The sequence below is a fragment of the Nocardioides sp. genome (assembly GCF_014360585.1).
Lineage (GTDB): Bacteria > Actinomycetota > Actinomycetes > Propionibacteriales > Nocardioidaceae > Nocardioides.
In genome coordinates this window covers 1-24,916 of the sequence record NZ_JACIXG010000027.1, presented here as the reverse complement: position 1 = coordinate 24,916, position 24,916 = coordinate 1, and the positions used below count along the sequence as shown (strand labels likewise).

The 24,916-nt window shown below is 68.1% G+C and carries 23 protein-coding genes; 6 read left to right on the top strand and 17 right to left on the bottom strand.

The features are described from left to right. The first annotated feature begins 143 nt into the window (after window positions 1-143). The 3 genes from H5T77_RS11155 (at window position 144) to H5T77_RS11145 (ending at window position 2,340) form a co-directional block, all read left to right on the top strand. A complete protein-coding gene (locus tag H5T77_RS11155) occupies window positions 144-1,289 on the top strand; it encodes an Mrp/NBP35 family ATP-binding protein (protein WP_292649041.1) in 1,146 nt (381 codons plus the stop codon). Between the two features lie 18 nt (window positions 1,290-1,307). Beyond that, the gene (locus H5T77_RS11150) at window positions 1,308-1,637 is read left to right on the top strand and encodes a sec-independent translocase (protein ID WP_292649039.1); all 330 of its coding nucleotides are present in this window, start codon (window positions 1,308-1,310) and stop codon (window positions 1,635-1,637) included. A gap of 133 nt (window positions 1,638-1,770) precedes the next feature. Beyond that, window positions 1,771-2,340: an Rv3235 family protein gene (locus H5T77_RS11145; protein WP_292649036.1), complete on the top strand. Its 570-nt coding sequence runs from the start codon at window positions 1,771-1,773 to the stop codon at window positions 2,338-2,340. A gap of 57 nt (window positions 2,341-2,397) precedes the next feature. Here H5T77_RS11145 and secA read toward each other — a convergent pair whose 3' ends face one another. The 10 genes from secA to ahcY form a co-directional block, all read right to left on the bottom strand. After that, window positions 2,398-5,301 (bottom strand): preprotein translocase subunit SecA, encoded by a 2,904-nt coding sequence (secA, locus tag H5T77_RS11140; RefSeq protein WP_292649034.1) that lies wholly within the window; start codon window positions 5,299-5,301, stop codon window positions 2,398-2,400. Between the two features lie 66 nt (window positions 5,302-5,367). Continuing rightward, window positions 5,368-6,579, bottom strand: coding sequence for a winged helix-turn-helix domain-containing protein (locus tag H5T77_RS11135; protein WP_292649031.1), 1,212 nt, complete (start codon window positions 6,577-6,579; stop codon window positions 5,368-5,370). A gap of 51 nt (window positions 6,580-6,630) precedes the next feature. Then, window positions 6,631-7,101: a hemerythrin domain-containing protein gene (locus H5T77_RS11130; protein WP_292649028.1), complete on the bottom strand. Its 471-nt coding sequence runs from the start codon at window positions 7,099-7,101 to the stop codon at window positions 6,631-6,633. Window positions 7,102-7,212: 111 nt separating this feature from the next. Further along, entirely contained in the window at window positions 7,213-7,893 is a 681-nt protein-coding gene (locus H5T77_RS11125) for a response regulator (RefSeq protein ID WP_292649025.1), read from the bottom strand. A 118-nt stretch (window positions 7,894-8,011) separates the two neighbouring features. Then, on the bottom strand, window positions 8,012-8,653 hold the full coding sequence (gene hpf, locus H5T77_RS11120; protein ID WP_292649023.1) for a ribosome hibernation-promoting factor, HPF/YfiA family: 642 nt from the start codon (window positions 8,651-8,653) through the stop codon (window positions 8,012-8,014). Between the two features lie 391 nt (window positions 8,654-9,044). Next, window positions 9,045-9,770 (bottom strand): ComF family protein, encoded by a 726-nt coding sequence (locus tag H5T77_RS11115; RefSeq protein WP_292649021.1) that lies wholly within the window; start codon window positions 9,768-9,770, stop codon window positions 9,045-9,047. Between the two features lie 80 nt (window positions 9,771-9,850). Further along, window positions 9,851-11,569: an LpqB family beta-propeller domain-containing protein gene (locus H5T77_RS11110; RefSeq protein ID WP_292649018.1), complete on the bottom strand. Its 1,719-nt coding sequence runs from the start codon at window positions 11,567-11,569 to the stop codon at window positions 9,851-9,853. Continuing rightward, entirely contained in the window at window positions 11,566-13,185 is a 1,620-nt protein-coding gene (gene mtrB, locus H5T77_RS11105) for an MtrAB system histidine kinase MtrB (protein WP_292649016.1), read from the bottom strand. The genes H5T77_RS11110 and mtrB overlap by 4 nt, the downstream gene beginning before the upstream one ends. Beyond that, window positions 13,182-13,889, bottom strand: a complete 708-nt coding sequence (mtrA, locus tag H5T77_RS11100) for an MtrAB system response regulator MtrA (RefSeq protein WP_292649013.1) — start codon at window positions 13,887-13,889, stop codon at window positions 13,182-13,184. The genes mtrB and mtrA overlap by 4 nt, the downstream gene beginning before the upstream one ends. A gap of 169 nt (window positions 13,890-14,058) precedes the next feature. Next, window positions 14,059-15,498: an adenosylhomocysteinase gene (gene ahcY, locus H5T77_RS11095; protein WP_292649010.1), complete on the bottom strand. Its 1,440-nt coding sequence runs from the start codon at window positions 15,496-15,498 to the stop codon at window positions 14,059-14,061. A 175-nt stretch (window positions 15,499-15,673) separates the two neighbouring features. On the opposite strand from ahcY, the gene H5T77_RS11090 reads away from it, so the two are divergent. Continuing rightward, window positions 15,674-16,828, top strand: a complete 1,155-nt coding sequence (locus tag H5T77_RS11090; protein WP_292649008.1) for a serine hydrolase domain-containing protein — start codon at window positions 15,674-15,676, stop codon at window positions 16,826-16,828. Further along, window positions 16,825-18,159, top strand: a complete 1,335-nt coding sequence (locus H5T77_RS11085; protein WP_292649005.1) for a flavin-containing monooxygenase — start codon at window positions 16,825-16,827, stop codon at window positions 18,157-18,159. The genes H5T77_RS11090 and H5T77_RS11085 overlap by 4 nt, the downstream gene beginning before the upstream one ends. 24 nt (window positions 18,160-18,183) lie before the next feature. Here the strand turns inward: H5T77_RS11085 and H5T77_RS11080 are convergent, their stop codons facing one another. The 7 genes from H5T77_RS11080 to H5T77_RS11050 form a co-directional block, all read right to left on the bottom strand. Beyond that, on the bottom strand, window positions 18,184-19,143 hold the full coding sequence (locus H5T77_RS11080; RefSeq protein WP_292649002.1) for a DUF808 domain-containing protein: 960 nt from the start codon (window positions 19,141-19,143) through the stop codon (window positions 18,184-18,186). A 27-nt stretch (window positions 19,144-19,170) separates the two neighbouring features. Next, window positions 19,171-19,989 (bottom strand): substrate-binding periplasmic protein, encoded by an 819-nt coding sequence (locus H5T77_RS11075; protein WP_292648999.1) that lies wholly within the window; start codon window positions 19,987-19,989, stop codon window positions 19,171-19,173. Window positions 19,990-20,104: 115 nt separating this feature from the next. Next, window positions 20,105-20,920, bottom strand: coding sequence for a substrate-binding periplasmic protein (locus H5T77_RS11070; RefSeq protein ID WP_292648996.1), 816 nt, complete (start codon window positions 20,918-20,920; stop codon window positions 20,105-20,107). 214 nt (window positions 20,921-21,134) lie between these two features. Beyond that, window positions 21,135-22,166, bottom strand: coding sequence for an SIS domain-containing protein (locus H5T77_RS11065; RefSeq protein ID WP_292648993.1), 1,032 nt, complete (start codon window positions 22,164-22,166; stop codon window positions 21,135-21,137). A gap of 7 nt (window positions 22,167-22,173) precedes the next feature. Beyond that, window positions 22,174-22,401 carry a Trm112 family protein gene (locus H5T77_RS11060; protein ID WP_292648990.1) on the bottom strand — a complete coding sequence of 76 codons (228 nt, stop codon included), beginning with the start codon at window positions 22,399-22,401 and terminating at the stop codon, window positions 22,174-22,176. Next, window positions 22,398-23,780, bottom strand: a complete 1,383-nt coding sequence (locus tag H5T77_RS11055) for a phosphomannomutase/phosphoglucomutase (protein ID WP_292648988.1) — start codon at window positions 23,778-23,780, stop codon at window positions 22,398-22,400. The genes H5T77_RS11060 and H5T77_RS11055 overlap by 4 nt, the downstream gene beginning before the upstream one ends. Window positions 23,781-23,798: 18 nt before the next feature. Then, the gene (locus H5T77_RS11050) at window positions 23,799-24,251 is read right to left on the bottom strand and encodes a DUF3499 domain-containing protein (protein WP_292648986.1); all 453 of its coding nucleotides are present in this window, start codon (window positions 24,249-24,251) and stop codon (window positions 23,799-23,801) included. On the opposite strand from H5T77_RS11050, the gene H5T77_RS11045 reads away from it, so the two are divergent. Beyond that, entirely contained in the window at window positions 24,250-24,666 is a 417-nt protein-coding gene (locus tag H5T77_RS11045; RefSeq protein WP_292648984.1) for a metallopeptidase family protein, read from the top strand. The genes H5T77_RS11050 and H5T77_RS11045 overlap by 2 nt on opposite strands. The last annotated feature ends 250 nt before the right edge of the window (window positions 24,667-24,916 follow it).

The window sequence follows — 24,916 nt, the reverse complement described above, 5'->3', positions numbered from 1 at the left end:
GAAGCAGGAGGAATTTATTGCCCGCGTCGGTATCGGACAATAGCCCATCCGGGCCCCCACGAATGGTCCACGATCCGAACGGCGCGCTTCCACGGATTGGTCGATGCAGGGGTCTTTCAGCCCACGACGTAGGCTTCTTTCTTGTGAGTAGCCCGCTTCTCGACCGCGTCAACGCAGCCTTGGCGACCGTGCAGGACCCGGAGATCAAACGTCCCATCACCGAGCTGGGGATGGTCGACTCCGTATCGATCGACGACGCAGGCGTCGTCAGCGTCAAGGTGCTGCTGACCGTCGCCGGCTGCCCGCTCAAGGACACGATCAACCGCGACACCACCGAAGCGCTGGAGAAGGTCGACGGCATCACCGGCGTCGACCTCGAGCTCGGCGTGATGACCAACGAGCAGCGCACCGAGATGCGCAACGGGCTCACCGGCGGCCAGGCGCAGCGGGAGATCCCGTTCGCCCAGCCGGGCTCGCTGACCAAGGTCTTCGCGATCGCCTCGGGCAAGGGTGGTGTCGGCAAGTCGTCGGTCACCGTCAACCTGGCCGTCGCGCTGGCCCAGCAGGGGCTCAAGGTCGGCATCGTCGACGCCGACATCTACGGCCACTCCGTGCCCGCCATGCTGGGCGTGGCCGACTCCCGGCCCACCCAGGTCGACGACCTGATCATGCCGGTCCCGACCGCCTCGGGCGTCTCGGTGATCTCGATCGGGATGCTCAAGCCGCGTCGCGACCAGGTCGTCGCCTGGCGCGGACCGATGCTCGACCGGGCCCTGGTCCAGATGCTCTCCGACGTCTACTGGGGTGACCTCGACGCGCTCCTGCTCGACCTTCCTCCCGGCACCGGCGACGTGGCGATCTCGCTGGGCCAGCACCTGCCCAACGCCGAGATCCTCGTGGTCACCACTCCGCAGGAGGCCGCCGCGGAGGTGGCCGAGCGGGCCGGCACGATGGCCGAGATGATGCACCAGCGCGTCGTCGGCGTCGTGGAGAACATGTCCTGGCTCGTCCTGCCCGACGGCTCCAGGATGGAGGTCTTCGGCTCCGGCGGTGGTCAGCGGGTCGCCGACACCCTCTCCCAGCGGTTCGGCTCGAAGGTGCCGCTGCTCGCCCAGATCCCCCTTGAGCAGACCCTGCGCGAGGCTGGCGACGCCGGGAAGCCGATCGTCGAGTCCGACCCGACGGCGGAGTCGGCCAAGGTGCTGGCCGAGGTGGCACGTACGATCTCGGGCCGCGGACGCGGGCTCGCGGGCATGCAGCTGGGGCTCACTCCCACTTCCAAGCTCTGAGCCTGTAGGTTCACCCCCGTGTTCGGCATCGGCTTCGCGGAGCTCGCCGTCATCGTCGTGATCGCCATCCTGGTCTTCGGGCCGGACAAGATCCCCGAGATGGCACGGCAGATCGCCCGCCTCCTCCACCAGGTACGCAACCTGGCCAACAATGCGCGCGACGACCTGCGCGGGGAGCTCGGACCCGCCTACCAGGACCTCGAGCTGCGCGACCTCGACCCTCGTCGAATCGTCAGCAAGCAGATCCAGGAAGCCCTCGCCGAGATCGAGCAGGAGGAGGCCGTCGCCAAGGCGCCCAAGCCCCTGATCGCCGGCGAGAAGCCGCCCTACGACGACCAGGCGACCTAGGCACACTGGATCCACTGAGGACCGGTCACTTCCGTTTCCTTTCGTCACAGTAGAACCATTTTGTTACCCGTCGGTTTAGAACCGAACAATTCGGGTATGAGGGGTTCGACTGCGTAGAAAGGAGTTGGCGCCCATGAGCGCTCTACGATCTCGGGACCCCGATCCCCCCGCGGAGCCGAATCCGCAACGCCTCACCGAGGTGCCCTTGGCCGATGTCCAGGGCATGCTCGCCTTCGACCTCCAGCCCCGCCTGGACCCACCGCGACCGTGCGACGACGATGCCGGCGACGAGTCCGGGGACGCCTCCGTGGACGGCGACATCCCACCTCCGGTCCCGATCGTCCCGGCCAACGGCCATCTTCACGGCTGGATCCCGCAGTTCGCCCAGAAGGCCGCCGAGGTCGTCGGCGGCGACCGCCCGGCCAGCCAGCTGGTCCGCTGGACCACCAAGGACGTCCACTCCGAACTGAGATACCGCGCGAGCCTCACCGCGCGCTCAGGAGCGTACGAGCCCGGCACCGGCCGCAACCAGCCGGTCCGCCCTCGTGTCCATCGCTGTCACGTCTACGAGGTCTCCGACGACATCGTCGAGGCCACCGTCACGATCCGCTTCGGCGCGGGCCTGCGCGCTCTCGCCGTCCGCTTCGAGCGCAACGGCGAGAACTGGATCTGCACGGTGCTCAACTTCGGGAGCTACGACTAGAGAACCGCCGAGTCGGCGCGTCATGACGCGCCGACTCGGCGGGTTGCTGTGGCTGTCTCAGCCGTTGACGCGGGTGGTGAGCCCGGTCGGGCCGCCGGGGCGGCCGTGGCACTGCTTGAACTTCTTGCCCGAGCCGCAGGGGCAGCTCTCGTTGCGGCCGACCTTGGCGTAGGGGTCGTCGGCGTTGTTGACGGTGCCCTGCGCCTCGGCCTGCCCCTGCTCGTCCGGGCCGGAGAAGGCCAGGTGCTTGGGCGTGGCGGGCCGCTGCAGGCCCTTGGCGTGGATCTGCGGCGTGCTGCCACCGGCGGCGGGGGCCGGGGCCGACTGGGCCTTGAGAGCGGCGGAGATGTCCTGGAGACCACCGGTCTGTCCGACACCGACCGGCGGCTCGGCGAGCGCGCCCTCGTGCATCGGACCGGCGTGACGGGTGCCGTCGGGGTGGTAGTGGAACTCGGGCTCGCTCTCCTCGACCTGGACCTCCAGGTTGAACAGGTAGCCGACCGTCGCCTCCTTGATGCCGTCCATCATCGCGGTGAACATGTCGTAGCCCTCGCGCTGGTACTCGACCAGCGGGTCGCGCTGGGAGTAGGCGCGCAGCCCGATGCCCTCACGCAGGTAGTCCATCTCGTAGAGGTGCTCACGCCACTTGCGGTCCAGCACCGAGAGGACGACCTGACGCTCGACCTCGCGCATGCCCTCCTCGCCGATCTCCTCCTCGCGGCGGTCGTAGGCCTCCTGGGCGTCCTTCTTGAGGACCTCGATCAGCTCCTGGCGGTCGAGGTCGGCCTTGCTGCCGCCGGCGTCCGCGATCAGCTTCTTCGGGTCGACCGAGACCGGCCAGATCTGCTTGATGTCGGTCCACAGCTGGTCGAGGTCCCACTCCTCGGCGAAGTCCTGGGTCGCTCCGGTGACGACGCCGGTGACGACGTCGTCGATGAAGGTCCGGATCTGGTCCTCGAGGTCGGCGCCCTCGAGCACCTCACGGCGCTCGGCGTAGATCACCTTGCGCTGGCGGTCCATGACGTCGTCGTACTTGAGGACGTTCTTGCGGGACTCGAAGTTCTGGCCCTCGACCTGGGTCTGCGCGTTGGCGATCGACTTGGTCACCGACTTGGCCTCGATCGGCACGTCGTCGGGGATCTTCAGCGTGGTCAGGATGCGGTCGACCCACTCGCCCTTGAACAGGCGCATCAGGTCGTCCTCGAGCGACAGGTAGAAGCGGGACTCGCCCGGGTCACCCTGACGGCCGGAACGACCGCGCAGCTGGTTGTCGATGCGTCGGGACTCGTGGCGCTCGGTGCCGAGGACGTAGAGGCCACCGAGCTGGGCGACCTCGTCGTGCTCGGCGGCGACCTGCGCCTTGATCCGCTCGACGGTCGGCGCCCAGGCCTGCTCGTACGCGTCAGCCGTCTCGCCCGCGGGCTCCAGGCCCTGCTTACGAAGCTCCTGGTCAGCCAGGAAGTCGACGGAACCACCGAGCATGATGTCGGTGCCTCGGCCAGCCATGTTGGTGGCGACCGTGACCGCACCCTTGTGACCGGCGAGCGCGACGATCTTGGCCTCGTCGGCGTGGAACTTCGCGTTCAGGACGGTGTGCGGGACGCCGCGCTTCTTGAGGAGGTTGCCGAGGTACTCGGACTTCTCCACCGAGACGGTGCCGACCAGCACCGGCTGGCCCTTCTTGTGGCGCTCGACCAGATCGTCGGCGACGGCCTCGTACTTCGCCTCCTCGGTCCGGTAGACGAGGTCGGGCTGGTCCTTGCGGATCATCGGCTTGTTGGTCGGGATCGGGACCACGCCGAGCTTGTAGATCTTGTCGAACTCCGACTCCTCGGTCATCGCCGTACCGGTCATGCCGGAGAGCTTCTCGTAGAGACGGAAGTAGTTCTGCAGGGTGATGCTCGCGAGGGTCTGGTACTCCTCGCGGACCTTCACACCCTCCTTGGCCTCGATCGCCTGGTGCAGACCGTCGTTGTAGCGGCGGCCCGCGAGCATGCGGCCGGTGTGCTCGTCGACGATCAGGACCTCGCCGTCGGCGACGACGTACTCCTTGTCGCGGCGGAAGAGCTCCTTGGCCTTGATCGAGTTGTTCATGAACGAGATCAGCGGCGTGTTGACCGCCTCGTAGAGGTTCTCGATGCCGAGGTGGTCCTCCACCTTGGTGATGCCACGCTCGAGGACCGCGATGGTGCGCTTCTTCTCGTCGACCTCGTAATCGACGTCCTTGGTCAGCGACTTGGCGATGGTGGCGAACTCGTCGTACCACTTCACGTCGTCCTCGGTCGGGCCCGAGATGATCAGCGGCGTGCGGGCCTCGTCGATGAGGATCGAGTCGACCTCGTCGACGATCGCGAAGAAGTGGCCACGCTGGACCAGGTCCTCCATGGCGGAGGCCATGTTGTCGCGCAGGTAGTCGAAGCCGAACTCGTTGTTGGTGCCGTAGGTGATGTCGCAGCTGTAGGCCTCACGGCGCTGGGCCGGGGTCATCTGCGGCAGGATCACGCCGACGGAGAGGCCGAGGAAGCCGTAGATGCGGCCCATCATCTCGGCCTGGAACTTGGCCAGGTAGTCGTTGACCGTGACGACGTGGACGCCCTTGCCGGCCAGCGCGTTGAGGTAGGCCGGCAGCACCGCGGTCTGGGTCTTGCCCTCACCGGTCTTCATCTCGGCGATGTTGCCGAGGTGGAGCGCCGCCCCGCCCTGGATCTGGACGTCGTAGTGACGCTGGCCCAGGACGCGCTTGGTGACCTCACGGACGGTGGCGAACGCCTCGGCCATGATGTCGTCGAGGTCCTCGCCGTTCTCCAGGCGTTGCTTGAACTCGTCGGTCATCCCGCGCAGCTCGTCATCGCTCATCGCGACGAACTCGTCCTCGATCGAGTTGACGGCCTTCGAGATGGCCTCGAGCTCGCGAAGGATCTTACCTTCGCCGAGGCGAAGGATCTTGTCGAGAATTGCCACGGTGGCGGGCTCCTACTAGCGGCAGACAGATAGCACGCTCACTCTACCCACCTGCCGGTCGCTGGCTCACACCAACGGCGCAAGGAGAGGCGCCAGGTCGCCCGAAGGCGCGACCTCGATGGCCTCCAGGCCCAGCCAGCCGGCGAGTCGCTCGAGCTCGGCGGCCAGCTCGATCGCCGTCTCCACCGGCGCGCCGTGCTCCGCATATGCGCCCTTGACCTGGAGTCTTCGGTTCTTGCGATCGGCCTTCAGGTCGACGCGGCCGACGATGCGCTCACCGAGGAGGAACGGCAGCACGTAGTAGCCGTGGATCCGCTTGTGGGCCGGCGTGTAGATCTCGATCCGGTAGTGGAAGTCGAAGAGCGCCTCGGTGCGCTCCCGCTCCCACACGAGCGGGTCGAACGGGCTCAGCAGCGCCCGCGCGTTGATCCGCCTCGGGAGGCGGGACCCAGAAAAGAGGTACGCCTGCCTGCGGATGCCCTCGACCGCGACCGGCTCCACCTCGCCGGCGTCGATGAGCGAGCCGAGCGCGCGCGTCGTGTCGTCGACCCGCATCCGGAAGTAGTCGGCGATGTCCTTGGCGGTGCCGACCCCGTGGGACCTGGCGGCGCGGCGTACGAGCTCGAGGTGGGCCTCCTCCTTCGACGGCGTCGGCGCGTCCAGATGGACGCGCGGGATGACCCGTTCGGGAAGGTCGTAGGCGACCTCGAACTGGTCGTTGCGGTGCGAGATCGCCAGGTCGCCGAACATGTAGAGGATGTCGAGAGCCTTGCGGGAGTCGGACCAGTTCCAGCCCCAGTGGTCCTTGCTCTGCGGGCCGGCGTCGTCGAGCGCCCTGGCCGCCTCGCGGGCGGTGAGCGCCCCCTGCTCGGCCACCAGCGCCAGCACCTTCTCCTTCATCCCGTCCGGCACTCCGCCCCACCACTTGGAGTCCTTCTGGGCGCGGTACTGGTCCATCCGCCACTGCATGTGCGGCCAGAGCTCGACCGGCATGAACGCCTGCACGTGAGCCCAGTACTCCACCATCCGGCGGTCCCGCTGGCCGCTGCTGGCGCGGTGCAGGAGTCCCGTGTCGTACGCCCCCATCCGGCTGTAGAGCGGCATGTAGTGCGCACGCTGCAGGACGTTGACCGAGTCGACCTGGAGCACCCCGGTGCGCTCCAGCGTGCGCTGGAAGGTGCGCATCGTGGGTGTCGTGTGGGGCTTGTCCGCGAAGCCCTGCGCCGCCAGCGCGATCCGGCGGGCCTGAGAGCGGCTGAGTGTCTGAGAGCTGGGCACGAGTCCGACTCTAGGGCCGGTTCCGGACAAGTCTCGTCCGGAACCGGCTTCTCAGAGCGGCCCGAAGACCTGGCCGGGATCGGTCCCGAGTTCCAGAGTCTCCAACACCCCGAGCAGCTTGCGCTCCTCGTAGCGGAAGTGGGACTCCATGATCGCGGCAATGCCCTCGAGGTGCTTCCCGAGGTCTTCGGGGGTGGCGGCCTGGTCGACGGCGGCCTGTAGGCCGCCGAGGAGATAGCCGATCATCGAGTGGTCCTGCTCGAGGTAGCGGATCGTCTCGCGCAGCTCGGGATGGGCTCGGGAGATCGCCGGGAAGAGCTCTCGGTCCTCACCCGCGTGATGGCCGGTCAGGGCCTCACAGAACCCATGGCAGAACAGCAGCAGGTCACGGGCCGCGGGTTCGGCAGGGTCGCCCGCGTCGATGGCCTCCTGCGTCACTCGCAGTGCCTTGCGCAGCCGGTCATGGACCCGCCGCATCTCGTCTGCCCAGGCGATCAGCCTGGTCTTCTCGCCCTCAGTCACGTGAGGGCGAAGGGAACGACAACATCAGTCGTGCTCCTTCGTGTCCGGCGCCTCCATGCCTGACACGGTCTGTCACCGGCACGCGACGCTGGCGTCAGCCTAGCGCTCGACTCACTCGACGTTGAGGAGCTTCTGCCGCACGGCGTACATGACCGCCTCCATGCGGGAGTGGGCCTGGAGCTTCTCGAGGATGTTGCGGACGTGGTTCTTGACCGTGTTCTCGGAGATGAACAGCCGCTTGGCGATCTCGCGGTTGTTGAGCCCCTTCGCGACCAGGCCGAGGACCTCGAGCTCGCGGTCGGTGAGCTTGGGACCGGGGACCGGGGAGCGGTCAGGCTTCGACATCTGCTTGAACTCCTCCATCAGCTTGACCGCCATGGAGGGACTGATCAGGGACTGGCCGTCGGCGACGACGCGGATCGCCTGGGCGACCTGGTCGATCGAAGAGTCCTTGAGGAGGTAGCCCATCGCGCCGGCCTTCACCGCGTCGTAGAGGTCGGCCTCCTCGTCCGAGACGGTCAGCATGATGATGTGAGCCGAGGGGACGGCGTCCTTGATGGCGACGCACGCCTCCAGGCCGGTCTGCTTGGGCATGCGTACGTCGAGCAGCACGACGTCCGGCGCGGAAGCCGCGGCGCGCTCGGTGCCCTCGATGCCGTTGGTCGCCTCACCGATGACCTCGATGCCGGGCTCGCTCGCCAGCAGCGCGACCAGTCCCCTCCGAAAGAGCTCCTGGTCGTCGACAACCAGGACGCGGACCGGCTCACGATCGGCACCAGATGTAGATGACACGAATGCATCATGGCATGTATCCCATGATGACAAAGAGAATGGCCGGGACTCATCCATCTGAGGGATGGAAAAGTCCCGGCCGACGTGCCTAGCCTCGGTGGTCGAGCTTGTCGAGACCTCAGACGAGGTCTGCGCGGTTGAGCGCGATCACCCCGTAGTCGTACCCCTTCCGGCGGTAGACGACCGACGGCCTCGTCGAGTCCTTGTCGATGTAGAGGTAGAAGTCGTGTCCGACCAGCTCCATCTCGTAGAGCGCCTGGTCGAGCGTCATCGGCTCCGCTGTGTGCGACTTCTCGCGGACCACCAGCGGCCCCTCCCCCGTCACCGTGATCGGACCGACCTGGTGCTCGCGCACGGTGTCCTCCTCGAACTGCTCCGAGTCGTTCGCCGAGGCCAGGCCGTCGGGCTCGATGCCCGCCAGCGCCTGACCGACCGACACCGGCGTACGGCGTCCGCGGTGGACTCTGCGGCGGTCTGCGGCACGGCGCATCTGGGATGCCATCTTGTCGACAGCCAGGTCCAGCGCCCCCATCTTGTCCTCGGCACTCGCCTCGGCCCGGATGACCGGACCCTTCGAGTACGCGGTGAGCTCGACGTGTACGGCGCCCTTGTGCTGACGCGGGTTGGGCTCGTTGTCGACCTCCACGTTGATCCTGATGATGCGGTGGTCGTGCTTCTCGAGCTTCGCGAGCTTCTCGGCTACGTGAGCGCGATAGCGGTCTGAGACCTCAGCGTTGCGGGCCGTGACGACAACTTCCATGGGTACCTCCCGGTGTTTCGGGGTTGGCGGATTCCCGGACGATCAGCGCATGTGACCGCCGGGGTACGGAGTCCGCCTGGCCGACCTGGTCTTCGACCCCACAATCGCCTGCTGAGGCTTAGCAGCTTGGTGCCACTCCACCTTCTCCTTGCCGGTTCCCGTATCTGACGGGAGGGCGAGGGCAGGACTTATCTCTAAGCCGCACCGTGATCCCCTTGCCCCAAAATCTGGGTGCACAGGGTTACGTGGACCGTTTTGCCTGCGACTGGCATCGGCTTGCCGCTCGGATGCCCGCGATGCGGACCTCTCTGCGACGCAACCACGGACCCAGACGGACTCCATGTAGTGACGGTAGTTCGCCGATGTGCCCCACGAAAGCCCTTCAACAGAATTACATGACGGTTTCCTGCATTTGAACGCGAGACCGACGCTGGGTGGCCGCCACGGTCGCGATCGCTTTCACACCGAGCCCGACCGATTCCAGCGCTCGTTGCGCCTCCCGCGCGGTCGCGCCGGTGGTGACCACGTCGTCGCAGACGATGAACGTCGCCCGCGAGATCGTTCTGGCGAGTGTCCGGATGCCGGACGCAGGGCAGGTGATCGAGCCCTCCAGGTTGGCCTGTCGCTGCCTCGAGTCGAGGCCGGCCTGGTCCACGACGCCGGGCCTGGTGCGGAGCAGCCGGTGATGGCGTACGCCGAGGCCGTGCCGCCGCAGCATGACGGCTGCTCCGCGCGTGATCGCCGCGGTGCTGTCGAGACCGCGCTCGCGCACAGAGGCGCGCCGGGAGGGGACGGGGACGAGGATCGTCGGGCCGGCACCGGTCTCTGCCATCGCCTCGAGGACCGAGAGCGCCAGCAGACCGGACAGGGCTCCGCGGAGCCCGAGGAGCTGATGCTCCTTGAGACCGATCACCAGCTCCTTGAGAGTGCCTTCGTAGGGCCCGGCCGCGAAGACGGGGGCGAGGCCGGGTGGCGCCGGGGTGGGCGGGCTCAGCCGAGCGCCGTCCGGGAGGCCGGCGCGACAGTCGTGGCACAGCAGCCTGCCCGGTCGCCGGCAGCCGACACATCGGCCGCCGACGACCAGGTCGTGCCAGGCGTCGGCGAGACGGTTGCTCATGACCGTCAGTCGATCAGGGTCACCGGCCGCGGGCAACCAGAGGCAGTGCTCCTGTGGAGAAGACTGTGGATAACTCGCCGTCAGCCTTGGTAGGTGACGTCGGAGAGGTCGGAGGGCAGCGCCAGATCGAACCTGTCGAGGGGATCCAGCAGGGTCCAGCCCGAGATCGCGTAGAGGCGGGCCGAGGCCACCGAGGAGCCGACGACACCGGTGACCCGATCGCTGAGGGTGTAGCGCTCGCCGCTCGGCGCCCCGTCGAGGGAGACCGACTGGAAGAGCGCGGTCGAGCCGATCTTCTGGACCGCGACGATGGTGGTCGGCGAGGTCCAGGCGATGTCGGTGATCTGCATCGTCGCCGCATCCGGGTGCGGCAGCATGATGGCGGAGGTCGCGGTCGTGATCTCGCCCTTCGGGCTGGCCCGCAGTCGACTGACCACGATGCGGTCCGAAAACTCACCCTTGATCACGGCGACGAAACGGGTGCCGTCTCGGGAGACCAGGAACCGGGTGACGTTCTCGCCCGTCACGCCGGGTACGGCGACGCGGACGACGCGGTCCCCGGCGACGTACATCACCCGGGCGCCGGTCGAGTCCTTGTCGACAAGCCAGAGCCGCTCGGCGAGATCCCACGAGGGCCGCAGCAGCCGAGTGCCGTCCACCGGCGCGTCGAAGAGCTTGCCGTCGCTGGTCAGCTCGCCGACGACGACTCCGGTGCGGTCGGCGGTGATCGCGGCGGCGGTCGAGCCGTTGGCGTCGACGGCGACGTCGGTCACGCCGTGGGGCTCCGCCCAGTCGCCGAGCACCGGCACCCACGGCTCGCCGTTCTCGCCCGTGCTGGTCACCAGCGCTCCCCCGCGCAGCGCGAAGAGGTCGACCCTCGCCGAGGTGCCGTTGGGGTCGTAGCCGCTGCCGTTCTCGACGCTGAACGTCTCGCCGTATCCGGGCAGCACCACCGGCTCGCCGTCGATCGTGAGCCGGATGCGTTCCACGCTGGTGTCCTGGCGCAGGGTCCAGGCCAGCTGGGCACCCATGAGCTGGAGGTCCTCGGAGCTCTGCTCGCCCAGGTCGCCGGCGAGGTCGACCTCGGCCACCCCGTCGCGTACGTCCACGGAGCGGGGGCCCTCCGCCGCGGCCGGAAGGGCGCTGCGGATCACCCCCTCCGCCTCCTCCCCCGGACCGCTCAGCAGGCTGGAGACGAGAGTGGTGGCGTAGGAGGTGCCCTTGGGGGCGAAGATCGGCTCCGGCACCAGGGTGCGCCCGGTGGGTTCGACGTAGTAGAGGTTGCTGCGGGCGAAGTGGGTGAGGAACCAGTCCTCCTCGACCACCAGGGCGTCCGGCGCCGAGCTGATCCGCCACTCGCCCTCGGTGCGGGTCAGCTCGAAGTCGAGGATCGCCTGCGAGGCGGCCAGCGCGCCACGCCACACCCCGCGCTCGTCGAGCCAGCCGGCGTCCTCCAGCTCCACCGAGACTCGCGGTGAGGAGCCGACGTGGCTCCCGAGCTCGCCGTAGACCAGCGTGCGGGCGGCGGGCGCCCAGTCCCTCGCCGCGTCCTTGGTGAGGTATCGACGGGCATAGGCCGTGCTCATCGGGGTCGCCTTCATGGCGTCGAGGAAGCCGTCGACGATCTCGCCCGGGGACGCCCCTGCCCGCGGAGCTCCGGGGTTGTACGGGATGAGCTCGTCCTGGGCGTCCGGCGCGGCCAGCTCGGCCCGCTGGACCGAGCCGGAGTCCGGCACGCTCGAGCATGCCGACACGAGCAGCGCGACCGCTGTCAGGACTGCGGCGAACACGGTTCTCACGATGCCTCCAGGGTGTCACGGGCATCGGCCGGGACCAGCGGGAGCGGGCTGTGCCGCAGCGCCGCGCCGGCGTGGCGGGGAAGCGTGAGCCGGAACTGCGCCCCCTGGTTCGGACGACCCCAGGCCTGCAGCCAGCCGCCGTGGAGATGGGCGTCCTCGAGCGAGATCGACAGGCCGAGGCCGGTGCCGCCGCTGGAGCGGTCGCGGGCCGGGTCGGCGCGCCAGAACCGGTTGAACACCAGGGCCGTCTCCCCCGGCGCGAGCCCGACACCGTGGTCGCGCACCGTCAGCGCGGCGGCGTGCTCGTCGCTGTCGACCCGGATGGTGACGGCCTGGCCGACGAGAGCGTGGTCGGTGGCGTTGGCCACCAGGTTGCGTACGATCCGCTCGACCCGGCGATGATCGACCTGGGCCGTGCACGGATGGTCCGGAGCGACGACCTTCAACTCGATGTCTCGCTTCTCGGCGAGCGGCGTGTAGGCCTCCACGACCGCCCGGGTCAGCGCGGTCAGGTCGGTGTCGTAGAGATCGAGCACCGCCGCCCCGGCGTCGAATCGACTGATCTCGAGCAGATCGCTCAGGAGCGTCTCGAACCGGTCGAGCTCGGTCTGCAGCAGCTCGGCCGCACGGGCCGTCGGGGCGTCGAAGGTGTCTCTGGCCTCGTAGAGGACGTCGCTGGCCATGCGGACGGTGGTGAGCGGCGTACGCAGCTCGTGGGAGACGTCGGAGCTGAACCGTCGCTGGACGCGGGAGAGGTGCTCGAGCTGCCGGATCTGGTTCTGCAGGCCGCTGGCCATCTGGTTGAACGAGATCGCCAGGCCGGTGAGGTCGTCCCCGCCGCGGACGACCATCCGCTCCTCGAGGCGGCCGGCGGCGAGCCGCTCGGCCGTCCTGCGAGCGATCCGGATGGGTGTGACGACATGACGGGTCACGATCCAGCTGCCGACACCTATCAGCAGGATCAGGATCGCGCCGGCGGCCAGGAGCCCGCGGGTGATGATCGCGAGCGTCTCCTGCTCCTGGTCCATCGGGAAGAGGAAGTAGATGTTGTAGGTGTCGTCGTGCAGCTCGATCTGCGACCCGATCACGATGCCCGGGGTGGAGGAGGTGCGCTCGCCGTCGTCGAAGGAGACCCGGGTATAGGTCCAGGCCGGCTCGGCGCGGATCGTCTGGAACCGGTCCTCGAGCGTGTTCGGGACGCTGCGTACGTCCAGACCGGGCGTCCACTCGACACCGTTGTCGCTGATCCGGCCGGAGGTCGAGGTCACCGGACCGGCCATGACGACGCCGTAGCCGCGCGAGAGGCTGCGCTGGATGATCGGGTCACCGAGATCGTTGCGCTGCAACGGGGTGCCGCCGTTGGCCCCCGAGGTCTCGGCGATGCTCGAGCGCGCTGCGGAGAGCTCCTCGGAGGCCTCCGCCTTCGCCGCCGCGACGCGGTCCTGGACCAGCTCGTCGCTGATCTGCTCGAGCAGGACGAGCCCGACCAGGCTCACTGCGGCCGCGGTGAGCAGCATCGTGTAGACCACGACGCGGGTCTGGATCGACCGGCGCCACGTGGTCAGGAGCTTCTTGGGCACCCGAGCTGCGGCGCGGACGACCGGCTGGAGGGTCACACGGGCCCTGCCTTGTAGCCGACACCGCGGACGGTGAGGACGATCTCGGGGTTCTCCGGGTCGTGCTCGACCTTGGAGCGAAGGCGCTGGACGTGCACGTTGACCAGGCGGGTGTCGGCGGCGTGGCGGTAGCCCCAGACCTGCTCCAGCAGCACCTCGCGGGAGAAGACCTGATGAGGCTTGCGGGCGAGGCACTCCAGCAGGTCGAACTCGAGCGGCGTGAGCTGGATCCGAACGCCGTCGCGGACCACCTGGTGACCGGCGACGTCGATGGTCAGGTCGCCGATCTCCAGCACCTCGGGCACGGCGTCACCGTGCCTGCGTACGCGGGCCCGGATCCTCGCGATCAGCTCCTTGGGTTTGAATGGCTTGACCACGTAGTCGTCGGCACCGGACTCGAGACCGACGACGACGTCCACCGTGTCGCCCTTCGCGGTGAGCATGACGATCGGCACGCCCGACTCGTTGCGGATCTGCTTGCACACCTCGATGCCGTCCATCCCGGGAAGCATCAGGTCGAGCAGCACCACGTCGGGCTTGTAGTCGCGGAAGGCGGGCAACGCCAGGTCACCGCGGGCGACCAGCCGCGAGTCGAATCCCTCTTGTCTCAGCACGATCGCGAGCATCTCGCTCAGCGAGGCGTCGTCGTCGACGACGAGGACCTTTCCCTTGGCGGGCTGGTCGGAGGTGCTGCGATCGGCCATGTGTCCGATTCTGTCACCCCGTGCGTGCGACGCGTCACATGAGCCACCCCACAACGCACGAGTCGGCCCATCCTGACCCGATTCATTGCCGAGTCGGCTCGTCATGACGAGCCGACTCGGCGAGATTCTCGGTCAGAACGAGCCGACTCGGCGAGGGTTCAGACAGGGCTCAGTAGCGGTACTGGTCCGACTTGAAGGGACCCTCGACCGGGACCCCGAGGTAGTCGGCCTGGGCCTGGTTGAGCTCGGTGAGCTCGACACCGAGGGCGTCGAGGTGGAGGCGGGCGACCTCCTCGTCGAGCGCCTTGGGCAGGACATAGACGCCGATCGGGTACTCGTCGGTCTTGGTGAAGAGCTCGATCTGCGCCAGCGTCTGGTTGGTGAAGGAGTTCGACATCACGAAGCTCGGGTGACCGGTGGCGTTGCCCAGGTTGAGCAGGCGACCCTCCGAGAGCACGATGATCTTCTTGCCGTCAGGGAAGATCCACTGGTGGACCTGCGGCTTGATCTCGTCCTTGACGATCCCCGGGATCTTGGCGAGGCCGGCCATGTCGATCTCGTTGTCGAAGTGACCGATGTTGCCGACGATGGCCTGGTTCTTCATCTTCTCGAAGTGCTCGACCCGGATGATGTCGAAGTTGCCGGTCGTGGTGATGAAGATGTCGGCGGTCTCGACGACCGACTCCAGGCGGCGGACCTCGTAGCCGTCCATCGCCGCCTGCAGCGCGCAGATCGGGTCGATCTCGGTGACGATGACGCGCGCACCCTGGCCGCGCAGCGACTCCGCCGAGCCCTTGCCGACGTCGCCGTAGCCGCACACGACCGCGACCTTGCCGCCGATCATCACGTCGGTGGCGCGGTTGATGCCGTCGATGAGCGAGTGGCGGCAGCCGTACTTGTTGTCGAACTTCGACTTGGTGACCGAGTCGTTGACGTTGATCGCCGGGAAGAGGAGCGAGCCCTCCTTGTACCGGTCGTAGAGGCGCAGGACACCGGTGGTGGTCTCCTCGGTGACGCCCTTGATGCCGCCGGCGACGTTGGTCCAGTAGGTCGGGTCGTTCTTCAGGCTGCGGTCGAGGACGCGCAGGACCTCCTTGAACTCCTCGTTGTCGGTGGAGTCCTGGCCCGGCACCTCCCCTGCCTTCTCGAACTCGACGCCCTTGTGGAGGAGCATCGTGATGTCGCCACCGTCGTCGAGCAGCATGTTGGGGCCGACCTGGTTGCCCTCGGCGTCGGTGAACTGGAAGACCTTCTCGGCCTCGTCCCAGTACTCCGCCAGCGTCTCGCCCTTCCAGGCGAAGACCGGGGTGCCCTTCGGGTCCTCGGGAGTGCCCTCGCCGACGACGACCGCCGCGGCGGCGTGGTCCTGGGTGGAGAAGATGTTGCAGGTGGCCCAGCGTACGTCGGCACCGAGAGCGGTCAGCGTCTCGATCAGTACACCGGTCTGGATGGTCATGTGCAGAGACCCGGCGATGCGAGCACCCTTGAGCGGCTGGTCCTTGCCATAGCGCTCGCGCATGGCCATCAGGCCCGGCATCTCGTGCTCGGCGAGGGAGAGCTCTTTGCGGCCGTACTCGGCCAGGCTCAGGTCGGCAACCTTGTAGTCCATGGTTATTCCTTACCGAAGTGTTGCGGGCCTGCGTCGCGCATCTGCGCACCAGCGGGATCTCCCACGCAGGGTCCCTCCAGAGTACAAGCGCTGGTTGACGGCGACGGTAATCCGCAACCAACAGTTCTGCCGTAACCCTGTCGAAAACTAGAACGAGTTCCTATTATTGGCGGGCATGACGGCAACGACACCCGACCCGCACACGGTCCAGGGCGACTGCACCCCTGCGTACGCGCCCCTGCGCGACCTGCTCGCGCGAAACCTCTCCTCCGGAGCCGACCTCGGTGCCTCCGTCGCGGTGATCCGTGACGGCGAGCTCGTGGCTGACCTGTGGGGCGGTGAGGCGCGGCCGGGCGAGGCCTGGCAGGAGGACACCATCGTCCGGGTCTGGTCGGTGACCAAGACGATGGCTTCGCTGACCGCGCTCGTGCTCGCCGACCGGGGTGAGCTGGACCTGGACGCGCCGGTCGCGGACCACTGGCCCTCGTTCGCCGACGAGCGGATCCTCGTACGCCACCTGCTCTCGCACACCTCCGGGATGTCCGGATGGACCGAGCGGCTCTCCACCGAGGCGCTCCTGGACCTGCCTCTCGCCAACGAGATGCTGGCCAGGCAGAAGCCCTGGTTCGAGCCGGGCTCGGGGTCGGGATACCACATGGTCTCCTACGGCCACCTGGTCGACGGCCTGGTCCGTGGTGTCACCGGGAAGCCGCTCTCGGAGGTGTTCGCCGAGCTGGTCGCGGGGCCGCTGGGGGCCGACTTCCACCTGGGCGTCCCCGAGAGCGAGCTGGGCCGCTGCGCCGACCTCGAGGCGCCCCCGCCCGGGGGCATCGACGTCTCCGCGCTGCCCGAGGGCAACCTGATGATCCCGACGCTGGTCAACCCGAAGCTGGATCCAGCCGTGTTCAACACGGCCCCGATGCGTACGGTCTCGCTGGCCGGGATCAATGGGCACGGCAACGCCCGTTCGATCGCCCGGGCCCAGTCGGTCGTCTCCCACGGCGGGGAGGTCGGCGGCGTACGTCTGCTGTCACCGGCCACCGTCGAACGGATCTTCGAGGTGCAGGCCGACGGTGTCGACCAGGTGCTGCTGACGCCGATGCGGTGGGGAATCGGCTACGGGCTGCCGCAGCCGGTCGCGGCGCCGGCGGTGCCCGAGGGACGGGTGTGCTGGTGGACCGGCTACGGCGGCGCGATCGTGGTCAACGACCTGGAGCGGCGGGTGACGGTGGCGTACGCGATGAACCGGATGACCCAGCACATGACCTCCTCGCAGCGCACCGACGCCTACGTGCGCACCGCGTTCGAGTGCGTGGAGGCGGCAGGATGAACGGGCTGAAGGTCTGCATCATCGGCGCGGGCTGCTCGGGGATCACGACGGCCAAGCGGCTCAAGGAGTTCGGGGTCGCCTACGACCAGTTCGAGCTCTCCGACGACGTCGGCGGCAACTGGTACTTCCGCAACCCCAACCAGATGTCCGCGGTCTACGAGTCCCTGCACATCGACACCTCGACCTCCCGGCTGGAGTTCGAGGAGTTCCCGGCGCCGGAGTCGTTCCCGCACTTCCCGCACCACACCCTCATCCACCGCTACTTCCGCGACTACACCGACCACTTCGGGCTGCGGGACCGGATCACGTTCAACACCGGCGTCGAGCGGGCCACGCAGCGCGAGGACGGCTCGTGGGAGGTCACCCTGTCGACCGGGGAGACGCGCTCCTACACCGACCTGGTGGTCGCCAACGGCCACCACTGGTCGCCGCGGCTGCCCGACTGGGAAGGCGAGTTCGCGGGCGAGGTCATCCACAGCCACGCGTACGTCTCCCCGTTCGAGCCGATCGAGATCCGCGGCAAGCGGGTGATCGTGGTCGGGATGGGGAACTCGGCGATGGACATCGCCTCGGAGCTGTCCTCGCCATGGATGGCGTCGAAGCTGTACGTCTCGGCGCGCCGCGGTGTGTGGGTGCTACCGAAGTACCGCAACGGGCAGCCTGCCGACAAGGTGATGGCGCCGCCCGACATCCCCAAGGAGCAGGCGCTGGCGGCCTCCCGCGAGCTGATCCGTGGGCTGGTCGGGTCGATGTCGACGTACGGACTCCCGGAGCCCGACCACGAGCCGCTGTCCGCGCATCCGTCGGTCAGCGCCGACTTCCTGACGAAGGCCGGCTCGGGCGACATCCACATGCTTCCCGAGATCGCACGCTTCGAGGGGTCGACGGTGCACCTGGTCGACGGCTCGTCGGTCGAGGCGGACGTCGTCATCGCCGCGACCGGCTACAACATGTCGTTCCCGTTCTTCGACGCGGGCGAGGTCTCGCTGCACCCCGACTCCGACCACCGCTATCCGCTGTTCAAGCGGATGATCAAACCGGGCGTCGACCACCTCTACTTCATGGGGCTCGCCCAGTCCTCGCCCACCATCGTCAACCTCGCCGAGCAGCAGTCCAAGCTCCTGGCTCGCCTGCTCACCGGGCGCTATGCGCTTCCGTCCGTCGAGGAGCAGGAGCGGATCCTGAAGGCCGACGAGAAGGCTCACCTGGAGCAGTACTACGCCGTCCCGCGGCACACCATCCAGATCGACTTCGCCCGCTACGTCGTCGACCTGTTGGCCGAGATCGAGGCCGGGGAGGCTCGCGTGGCCGGGGCCGAGCAGGCGGGGTAGCCGGGGTGGGTCAGTGCAGGCGGGTCAGTGCTTCTTCTTGATCGGAAGCAGGTGGAGCACGCCGACCACGATCGCACCGACGATGAGCCCGACGACGGCGGAGAAGAAGGTGTTGACCAGCCAGGCGGCGGCCGCACCGACGGCGCCGAGGGCGTGGTGGACCTCCTCCTCGAGGTGGTGGACGGTGTCGTAGGGCCACGACCAGCCGGGGTGACCGGCGGCGAGGCCGTTGACGTCGTAGACACCGACCAGGAGCAGGTGGCCACCGACCCAGAGCATGGCCACGGTGCCGACGATCGAGATCCCGGTGAGCACCTTCGGCATGGCCGCGACCATGCCCAGGCCGAGCCGCTGGGCACCCGCGCTGGAGCGCTGGGAGAGCGAGAGGCCGGCGTCGTCCATCTTCACGATCAGGGCGACCACGCCGTAGACGACGATGGTGATCAGGAAGGCGACCGCAACCAGGGCGCCGAGACGCATCCAGAACCCCTGGTCGATCACCTCGTTGAGCGCGATCACCATGATCTCGGTGGAGAGGATCAGGTCGGTGCGCACAGCACCGGCGATCATCTTCTTCTCGGCCTCGGGACCCTCCAGGACGACGGGCGTGTCATGGGTCTCGGCGTGCGGCCGGACCCATTCCAGCACCTTCTCGACACCCTCGTAGGCGAGGAAGGCGCCACCGAGCATCAGGATCGGGGTGATCGCCCAGGGCGCCCACTGCGCCAGGATCAGCGCGACCGGCAGGATGAGCAGCAGCTTGTTGCGCAGCGAGCCCAGGGCGATCTTCTTGATGATCGGAACCTCGCGCTCGGCGGCGATGCCCTGGACGTACTGCGGCGTCACCGCGGTGTCGTCGATGACGACACCAGCGGCCTTGGCCGAGGCCTTGCCGGCGGCGGCGCCGACGTCGTCGACCGACGCAGCCGCCAGTTTGGCGATGGCGGCTACGTCGTCGAGAAGTGCGAAAAGACCGGCGCTCATGCCCGGAACTCTAGCGGTTGCGACTCGCTACTCGACGCCCTGCTCGCGGAAGCGCTCGGAGAGCGGATACTCCCGGAAATAGTCGGTCTTGATCCGCAGCCAGTCGCCGTTGACGATCATCTCGTCGATCGCATCGTTGGCCTGCTCCTGGAGCCCGTCCCCCTTGCGGAAGACGAAGGCGATGGGCGCCTTGTCGGAGGGGAAGACGATCCGCTCCTCCATCGGGATTGGAGCGCTCTTGATCAACCCTTCGGTGAACGGTGCGTCGTAGAAGAACGAGTCGGCCTTGCCCGCGGCGACCGCCTCGAGAGCGGCACCCTCGTTCTTCCGCTTCACGATCTCCGCCTTGGGGAAACGCGCCTCGAGAATGCTCTCCTGCGCCGTGCCCTCCACGATGGCGACCCGGGTGCCGTTGACGTCCTTGAGCTTCTTGATCGGGGAGTTCTTCGGCGTCGTGAAGGACAGGTAGGTCACGAAGTAGGGGTGCGAGAAGTCGTACGCCTTCTCACGCTCCTCGGTCACGCTCACCTGGGATGCGATCATGTCGATCTCGCCCGCGTCGAGCGCGGTGAACAGGTCGGCGAAGTCCATCGGTACGAAGGACGGCTTGATACCGAGCGACTCGGTGACGCCGAGGGCCATCTCGTAATCGAAGCCCTTCGCAACGGAACCTTGGGTGTAGTAGACCGGGGCGCTGTTCAGCACCCCGACCTTGAGCTGACCGTCATCGGCGGCACTGCTGCGCTTGGCGGTGGAGGGGCCGGTCGGCTCGACCGTGTTGGAGACCACGATCAGGATCACCAGAATGGTGACCGCGCCCGCGAGGATGAACTTGAGGGATTTCATACGACGTCCTGGTTGGGGGGAGGTTTGCGCCGAGACGCTGCGAACTCGGCTGAGCCGGGCCAGCGGGCATCGTAGGCTACTGGACTTCAAGCGCCCCGAAGAGGGGCGAACGGCATCAGGCGCCCTTGTCCTTGAAGACCTCGGAGAGCGGGTACTCCTTGAAGTACGTCTTCTTGAGCTTCAGCCACTCGCCGTCGAGGATCATCTGCTCCAGGATCCCGTCGATCTGCTCTTTGCGGGGGTCGTCCTTCTGCATGACGAAACCGATCGGGGCGTCGTCCGCCGGATAGACGATCGACTCCTTCAGCGCGATCGGCGCCCGCTTGATGATCGGCGCGGTGTAGGGGGCGTCGTAGAAGAACGCGTCGGCCTTGCCGCTGGCGATCGCCTGGATCGCTCCGTCCTCGTCCTTGGCCTTGATGACGTTGACGTCCTCGTACTGCTCGGCGAGATAGCGCTCGTGGATGGTGCCGTCGACGACCGCGACGTTCTTGCCGTCGATGTCGCCGCGCTTCTTGATGGTCGAGTCCTCGGGAGTGAGGAAGGAGAGGTAGGTGACGAAGTAGGGCGTGGTGAAGTCGTAGTCCTGCTTGCGTTCGGCGGTCTCGGTGACCTGCGAGCCGATCACGTCGATCTCGCCCGCCTCGAGCGCGGTGAAGAGGTCACTGAATGGCATGATCTTGAACTCCGGCTTGGCGCCCAGCCCTTCGGCGACGCCGAGGGCCATCTCGTAGTCGAAGCCCTTGGTGACGCCGTCGACCTTGAAGTAGGCCGGCTCGGTGCCGTCGACGCCGATCCGCAAGGTGCCGCCGGCGGCTGCGGCGCTTGCCCGGTCGGTCGCCTGCGGAGCGGGGTCAGCGAGATAGCCGCCGATGACCAAGACCCCTAAGAGGGCCAGGGCGCCGGCGACGACGAACTTGATGTGATTCATGCGGAAGTCCTGTGGTTTCGGGATGGTGGGGCATGCCCGTCACGTCGGCGCCGAGAATCCGAGACGTGCTGGCCAAGGAGTGGCCGGACGATGTTGCATCAAACACCGGACAGGTCGCCCGCGTCCAGGTTTTCGACCATCATCGACACGTTCCGTGACCGAACTTCCCGCGTGGCGTGTGACTCAGATCACACATCACGCCCACTATTTGGACTCAGCCGTCGGCGACCAGACCCAAACGCAGATATTCGGCCGCATACGTGCCCTGAAGCAGCAGGGACGCGTAGCGGGCGACCTCCGTGGACGCATTCGCCTCCACGACCTCCACCCGTACGCCGCGCGTGTCCGCCGCCCCGGTGAGCGAGCGTCGCTGCTCGACCATGATGGGATCGGTCGCACCGTCGTCGAGGATGACCAGGACGGGGCGTACGGACGACTGCTCCTCGGCGAACGGGTCGTCGAAGACGTTGCGGGGCCGGGCCGCCTCGAGGACCGGGAGCAGGTCGTCGGCGACACCGGCGATCGCACCGCGGCCGCTGGCCCGGCGCAGACTCTCGGCGACACGGCGGGCCGCCCGGGCAGCCAGGACGGAGCCACCCCAGACGACCGGGAGCGAGTCGGCGAGGGAGAGCGCCAGGATCTTGCCCGGGTTGACCGAGATGTCGCGATGCGGCGAGCAGGCCGTGGCGACGTCGTCGAGCGCGTCGGCAACCTTGTCCGCGTCGGCCTCCGGGCCGAGGCCGATCGAGTTGAGATAGGTGAGCATCAGGATCGACATCGCGAGCGTGTCGCCGCCCTCGACCGGGAGCAGCGTGCTGTCGCGGCCCTCGGCGTGCTGGGCGACCAGGGACTTCTCCGGGGCCGCCACGACCAGCTGGGCGCCACGACGGACGGCCTCGGCGGCGGCCGAGGCCTCCCCCGGGTCGGAACCGGTCGGTGCCAGCACGACCACGAGGTCGAGGCTGCCGGCCCAGCCGGGCAGGCCCGGGGCCGGCCAAGCCACGAACGGCACCGGGCAGTACGGCTCGAGGACCGCGCGCAGCAGGCGCGAGTCCGGACCTGCCGCGACGACTGCCCGGGGACGCCCGGTCTCTGCCGCGCGGCGTACGGCCTCCTGCAGGGGCTCCAAGGCGCCCGCGGCCTCGCGCCGGACCCGGGCCCCGGACGCCGCCAGCGACCGCAGCAGCTGGTCGATCCCGGCCAGCGCCCGCTCGTCGTCCAGCCTCGACTCGTCGAACCAGGTCATCGTGGCCTCACCCCTCCGTCGGCTGAGCCTTGGTGGAAGAACCCTTGGTGGGACGGCCCTCGTCGATGAGCAGGACGGGGATGCCGTCACGGACGGGGTAGGCCAGGCCACACTCCCCTTGGCAGACCAGCTCGCTGTCTGCCTCCACCGGCAGCAGATCGCCATGGCACTGCGGGCAGACGATGATCTCCAGCAGCTTCTCGCTGAGGCCCAGGGGGGTCGTTGCGCCATTCATCGTGCATTGTCCTTTCGGATGATCGCGAGCGCCTCGTCGCGCACGCGCTCCATGGTGAGTATGTCCTTACCCTCCGCATTGAGCCGCAGCAGCGGCTCGGTGTTGGAGGCTCGGACGTTGACCGTCCAGTCGGCGTGGGCGAGGGTCAGCCCGTCGAGCCTGTCGACGGTGACGCCGTCGCGCTCTGCGTACGTCCTCTCGATCTCGGCCACGGTCGCGGCCTGGTCGGGGACGGTGGAGTTGATCTCGCCGCTCATCGGGTAGCGGGCGTACGCCGCCAGCAGCTGGCTCAGCGGCTCGTCGGTCTCGGCGAGGGCGCCGAGGACGTGCAGCGCGGCGAGCATGCCGGAGTCGGCGCGCCAGAAGTCGCGGAAGTAGAAGTGGCCGCTGTGCTCGCCGCCGAAGATCGCCTCGGACTCGGCCATCACGGCCTTGATGTAGGAGTGGCCCACCCGGGTGCGCACCGGGATCCCGCCGAGCTCGGTGACGATCTCGGGGACCGCGCGAGAGGTGATCAGGTTGTGGATGATCGTCGCGCCCGGCTCCTTGGCCAGCGCACGCTCGGCGATCAGGGCGGTGATCGCGCTCGGGTTGACCACCTCGCCCTTCTCGTCCACCAGGAAGCAGCGGTCGGCGTCACCGTCGAAGGCCAGGCCGGCGTCGGCACCGGTCTCGCGCACCTTGGCCTGCAGGTCCACCAGGGTCGTCGAGTCGAGCGGGTTGGCCTCGTGGTTGGGGAAGGAGCCGTCGAGCTCGAAGTACATCGGGATCAGTTCTACGGCCTCCTCGCCGAGGCGGCCGAAGACCGCCGGGGCGGTGTGGCCGGCCATGCCGTTGCCGGCATCGGCGACGATGGTGAGCCTGCGACCCTCGACCGGAGCCAGACTGAGCAGGTGCGCGGCGTACGCCTCCAGCACGTCGGTCTCGCTGATGCTGCCGGCGACCCCGGCGATCGGAGCCGCACCGGAGATGACCAGGTCACGGATCTCGTCGAGACCGGTCTCCGCGCCGACCGGGACCGCGTTGGCCCTGCAGAGCTTGATGCCGTTGTACTGTGCCGGGTTGTGGCTCGCGGTGAACATCGCGCCCGGCAGACCGAGGTGGCCGGAGGCGAAGTAGAGCTCGTCGGTCGAGGCCAGCCCGATCATCGTCACGTCTGCGCCGGCCTCGGTCGCACCGTCGGCGAACGCTCCCGAGAGCGCCGGGGAGCTGGGGCGCATGTCGTGGCCGACCACGACATGCGACGCGCCGACGACGTGCACGAAGGCCCGTCCGGCGAGCCGGGCCAGGTTCTCGTCGATCTGGTCAGGGACGGTGCCACGGACGTCGTACGCCTTGAACACGGCGTTGGCGATGTCGGGGTCAACTCTCTCCGGCATGTCCGGAACTCTAGTGCCCTACTCCGACGTCAGCACGCGGAGGTGGCCGCGGCGGGTGCCGCCTGGGCGGGGCTGACCGTCGTTCGGCCCGGACTCGTCGGGAGCCTTCTGTCCGGGAGCGCCGGTGGGGCCTCGCGGGGCGGGAGCGGGCGGCCGCGCTGCCTCACGGACGGCATCGGCCAGCGCGAGCAGATCGTCACCCTTCGGCTGCGGGTCGACCGGCTCACGGGCCAGCCTGACGACCTCCCAGCCCCTCGGCGCGGAGAGGCGCTCGGCGTGCTCCTCGCACAGGTCGTAGGCGTGCGGCTCGGCATAGGTCGCCAGCGGGCCGAGAACGGCCGTCTGATCGGCGTACACATAGGTGAGCGTGCAGACGGCTTGGCGCTGGCAAGCGGTACGCGAACAACGACGAGCAGTCACGGGTGAACCGTACTCCCCTGAGGCCAGCCGCGCAGTTAGGCTCGCGTACATGATCAGGCACAGGGATCGGCACGGCCGTGGACGACGTGGTCCGATGGCGGTGCCGGCCGACCCCAAGGTGCCGACCCTGCGCACTCGCCGGGAGCGTTTCGACGACATCGCGCTCGCCATCGTCACCGAGATCGACGCCCGCTGGCAGTCGCGGCTCGGCCTGATCGAGTACGCCGTCGAGGAGTCGCCGGACATCCCCAAGGAGTGGACCGTCGAGGACCACATCCCGCTCGGTTCGCTGGAGCGCGGCTCCGGCGCGACCCCGGCTCGCCTGGTGATCTATCGGCGGCCGATCGAGCACCGCTGCCAGACGCGTTCCGAGGTCGAGGCGATGGTGCTCATGGTCGTGGTGGAGCAGGTTGCCGATCTGCTCGGGATCGCTGCCGAGGATGTTGATCCTCGTTATCAGCCTTGAGGGCTGGCGTTCATTTCTCGTTTCGGCACGCCTTTGGCACCGGTATTATTTCGGGGTTGGCGTGGGCCGCCGACCCGATCTCTACGGTCTTCTCGACCTGCCCCGGAGTCAAGGACGGCCTGCGGCCGCCGGCTACGCCGGCCGCTTACGCGGTCCTTGACACCGGACCACGTCGAGAAAAGATTTGGCTGGCTATCGGGGCGGCGGCCCGGGTGTGTCCGCGGAGCACTTCCCTACGGGAGGTAGCTGT

Bases quoted from the DNA above. Each gene is read 5' to 3' on its own strand.
- H5T77_RS11145 (WP_292649036.1), top strand. From the start codon at position 1,771: ATGAGCGCTCTACGATCTCGGGACCCCGATCCCCCCGCGGAGCCGAAT.
- hpf (WP_292649023.1), bottom strand. From the start codon at position 8,653: ATGGAAGTTGTCGTCACGGCCCGCAACGCTGAGGTCTCAGACCGCTAT.
- H5T77_RS11115 (WP_292649021.1), bottom strand. From the start codon at position 9,770: ATGAGCAACCGTCTCGCCGACGCCTGGCACGACCTGGTCGTCGGCGGC.
- mtrA (WP_292649013.1), bottom strand. From the start codon at position 13,889: ATGGCCGATCGCAGCACCTCCGACCAGCCCGCCAAGGGAAAGGTCCTC.
- ahcY (WP_292649010.1), bottom strand. From the start codon at position 15,498: ATGGACTACAAGGTTGCCGACCTGAGCCTGGCCGAGTACGGCCGCAAA.
- H5T77_RS11090 (WP_292649008.1), top strand. From the start codon at position 15,674: ATGACGGCAACGACACCCGACCCGCACACGGTCCAGGGCGACTGCACC.
- H5T77_RS11085 (WP_292649005.1), top strand. From the start codon at position 16,825: ATGAACGGGCTGAAGGTCTGCATCATCGGCGCGGGCTGCTCGGGGATC.
- H5T77_RS11080 (WP_292649002.1), bottom strand. From the start codon at position 19,143: ATGAGCGCCGGTCTTTTCGCACTTCTCGACGACGTAGCCGCCATCGCC.
- H5T77_RS11075 (WP_292648999.1), bottom strand. From the start codon at position 19,989: ATGAAATCCCTCAAGTTCATCCTCGCGGGCGCGGTCACCATTCTGGTG.
- H5T77_RS11070 (WP_292648996.1), bottom strand. From the start codon at position 20,920: ATGAATCACATCAAGTTCGTCGTCGCCGGCGCCCTGGCCCTCTTAGGG.
- H5T77_RS11065 (WP_292648993.1), bottom strand. From the start codon at position 22,166: ATGACCTGGTTCGACGAGTCGAGGCTGGACGACGAGCGGGCGCTGGCC.
- H5T77_RS11060 (WP_292648990.1), bottom strand. From the start codon at position 22,401: ATGAATGGCGCAACGACCCCCCTGGGCCTCAGCGAGAAGCTGCTGGAG.
- H5T77_RS11055 (WP_292648988.1), bottom strand. From the start codon at position 23,780: ATGCCGGAGAGAGTTGACCCCGACATCGCCAACGCCGTGTTCAAGGCG.
- H5T77_RS11045 (WP_292648984.1), top strand. From the start codon at position 24,250: ATGATCAGGCACAGGGATCGGCACGGCCGTGGACGACGTGGTCCGATG.
- H5T77_RS11050 (WP_292648986.1), bottom strand. From the start codon at position 24,251: ATGTACGCGAGCCTAACTGCGCGGCTGGCCTCAGGGGAGTACGGTTCA.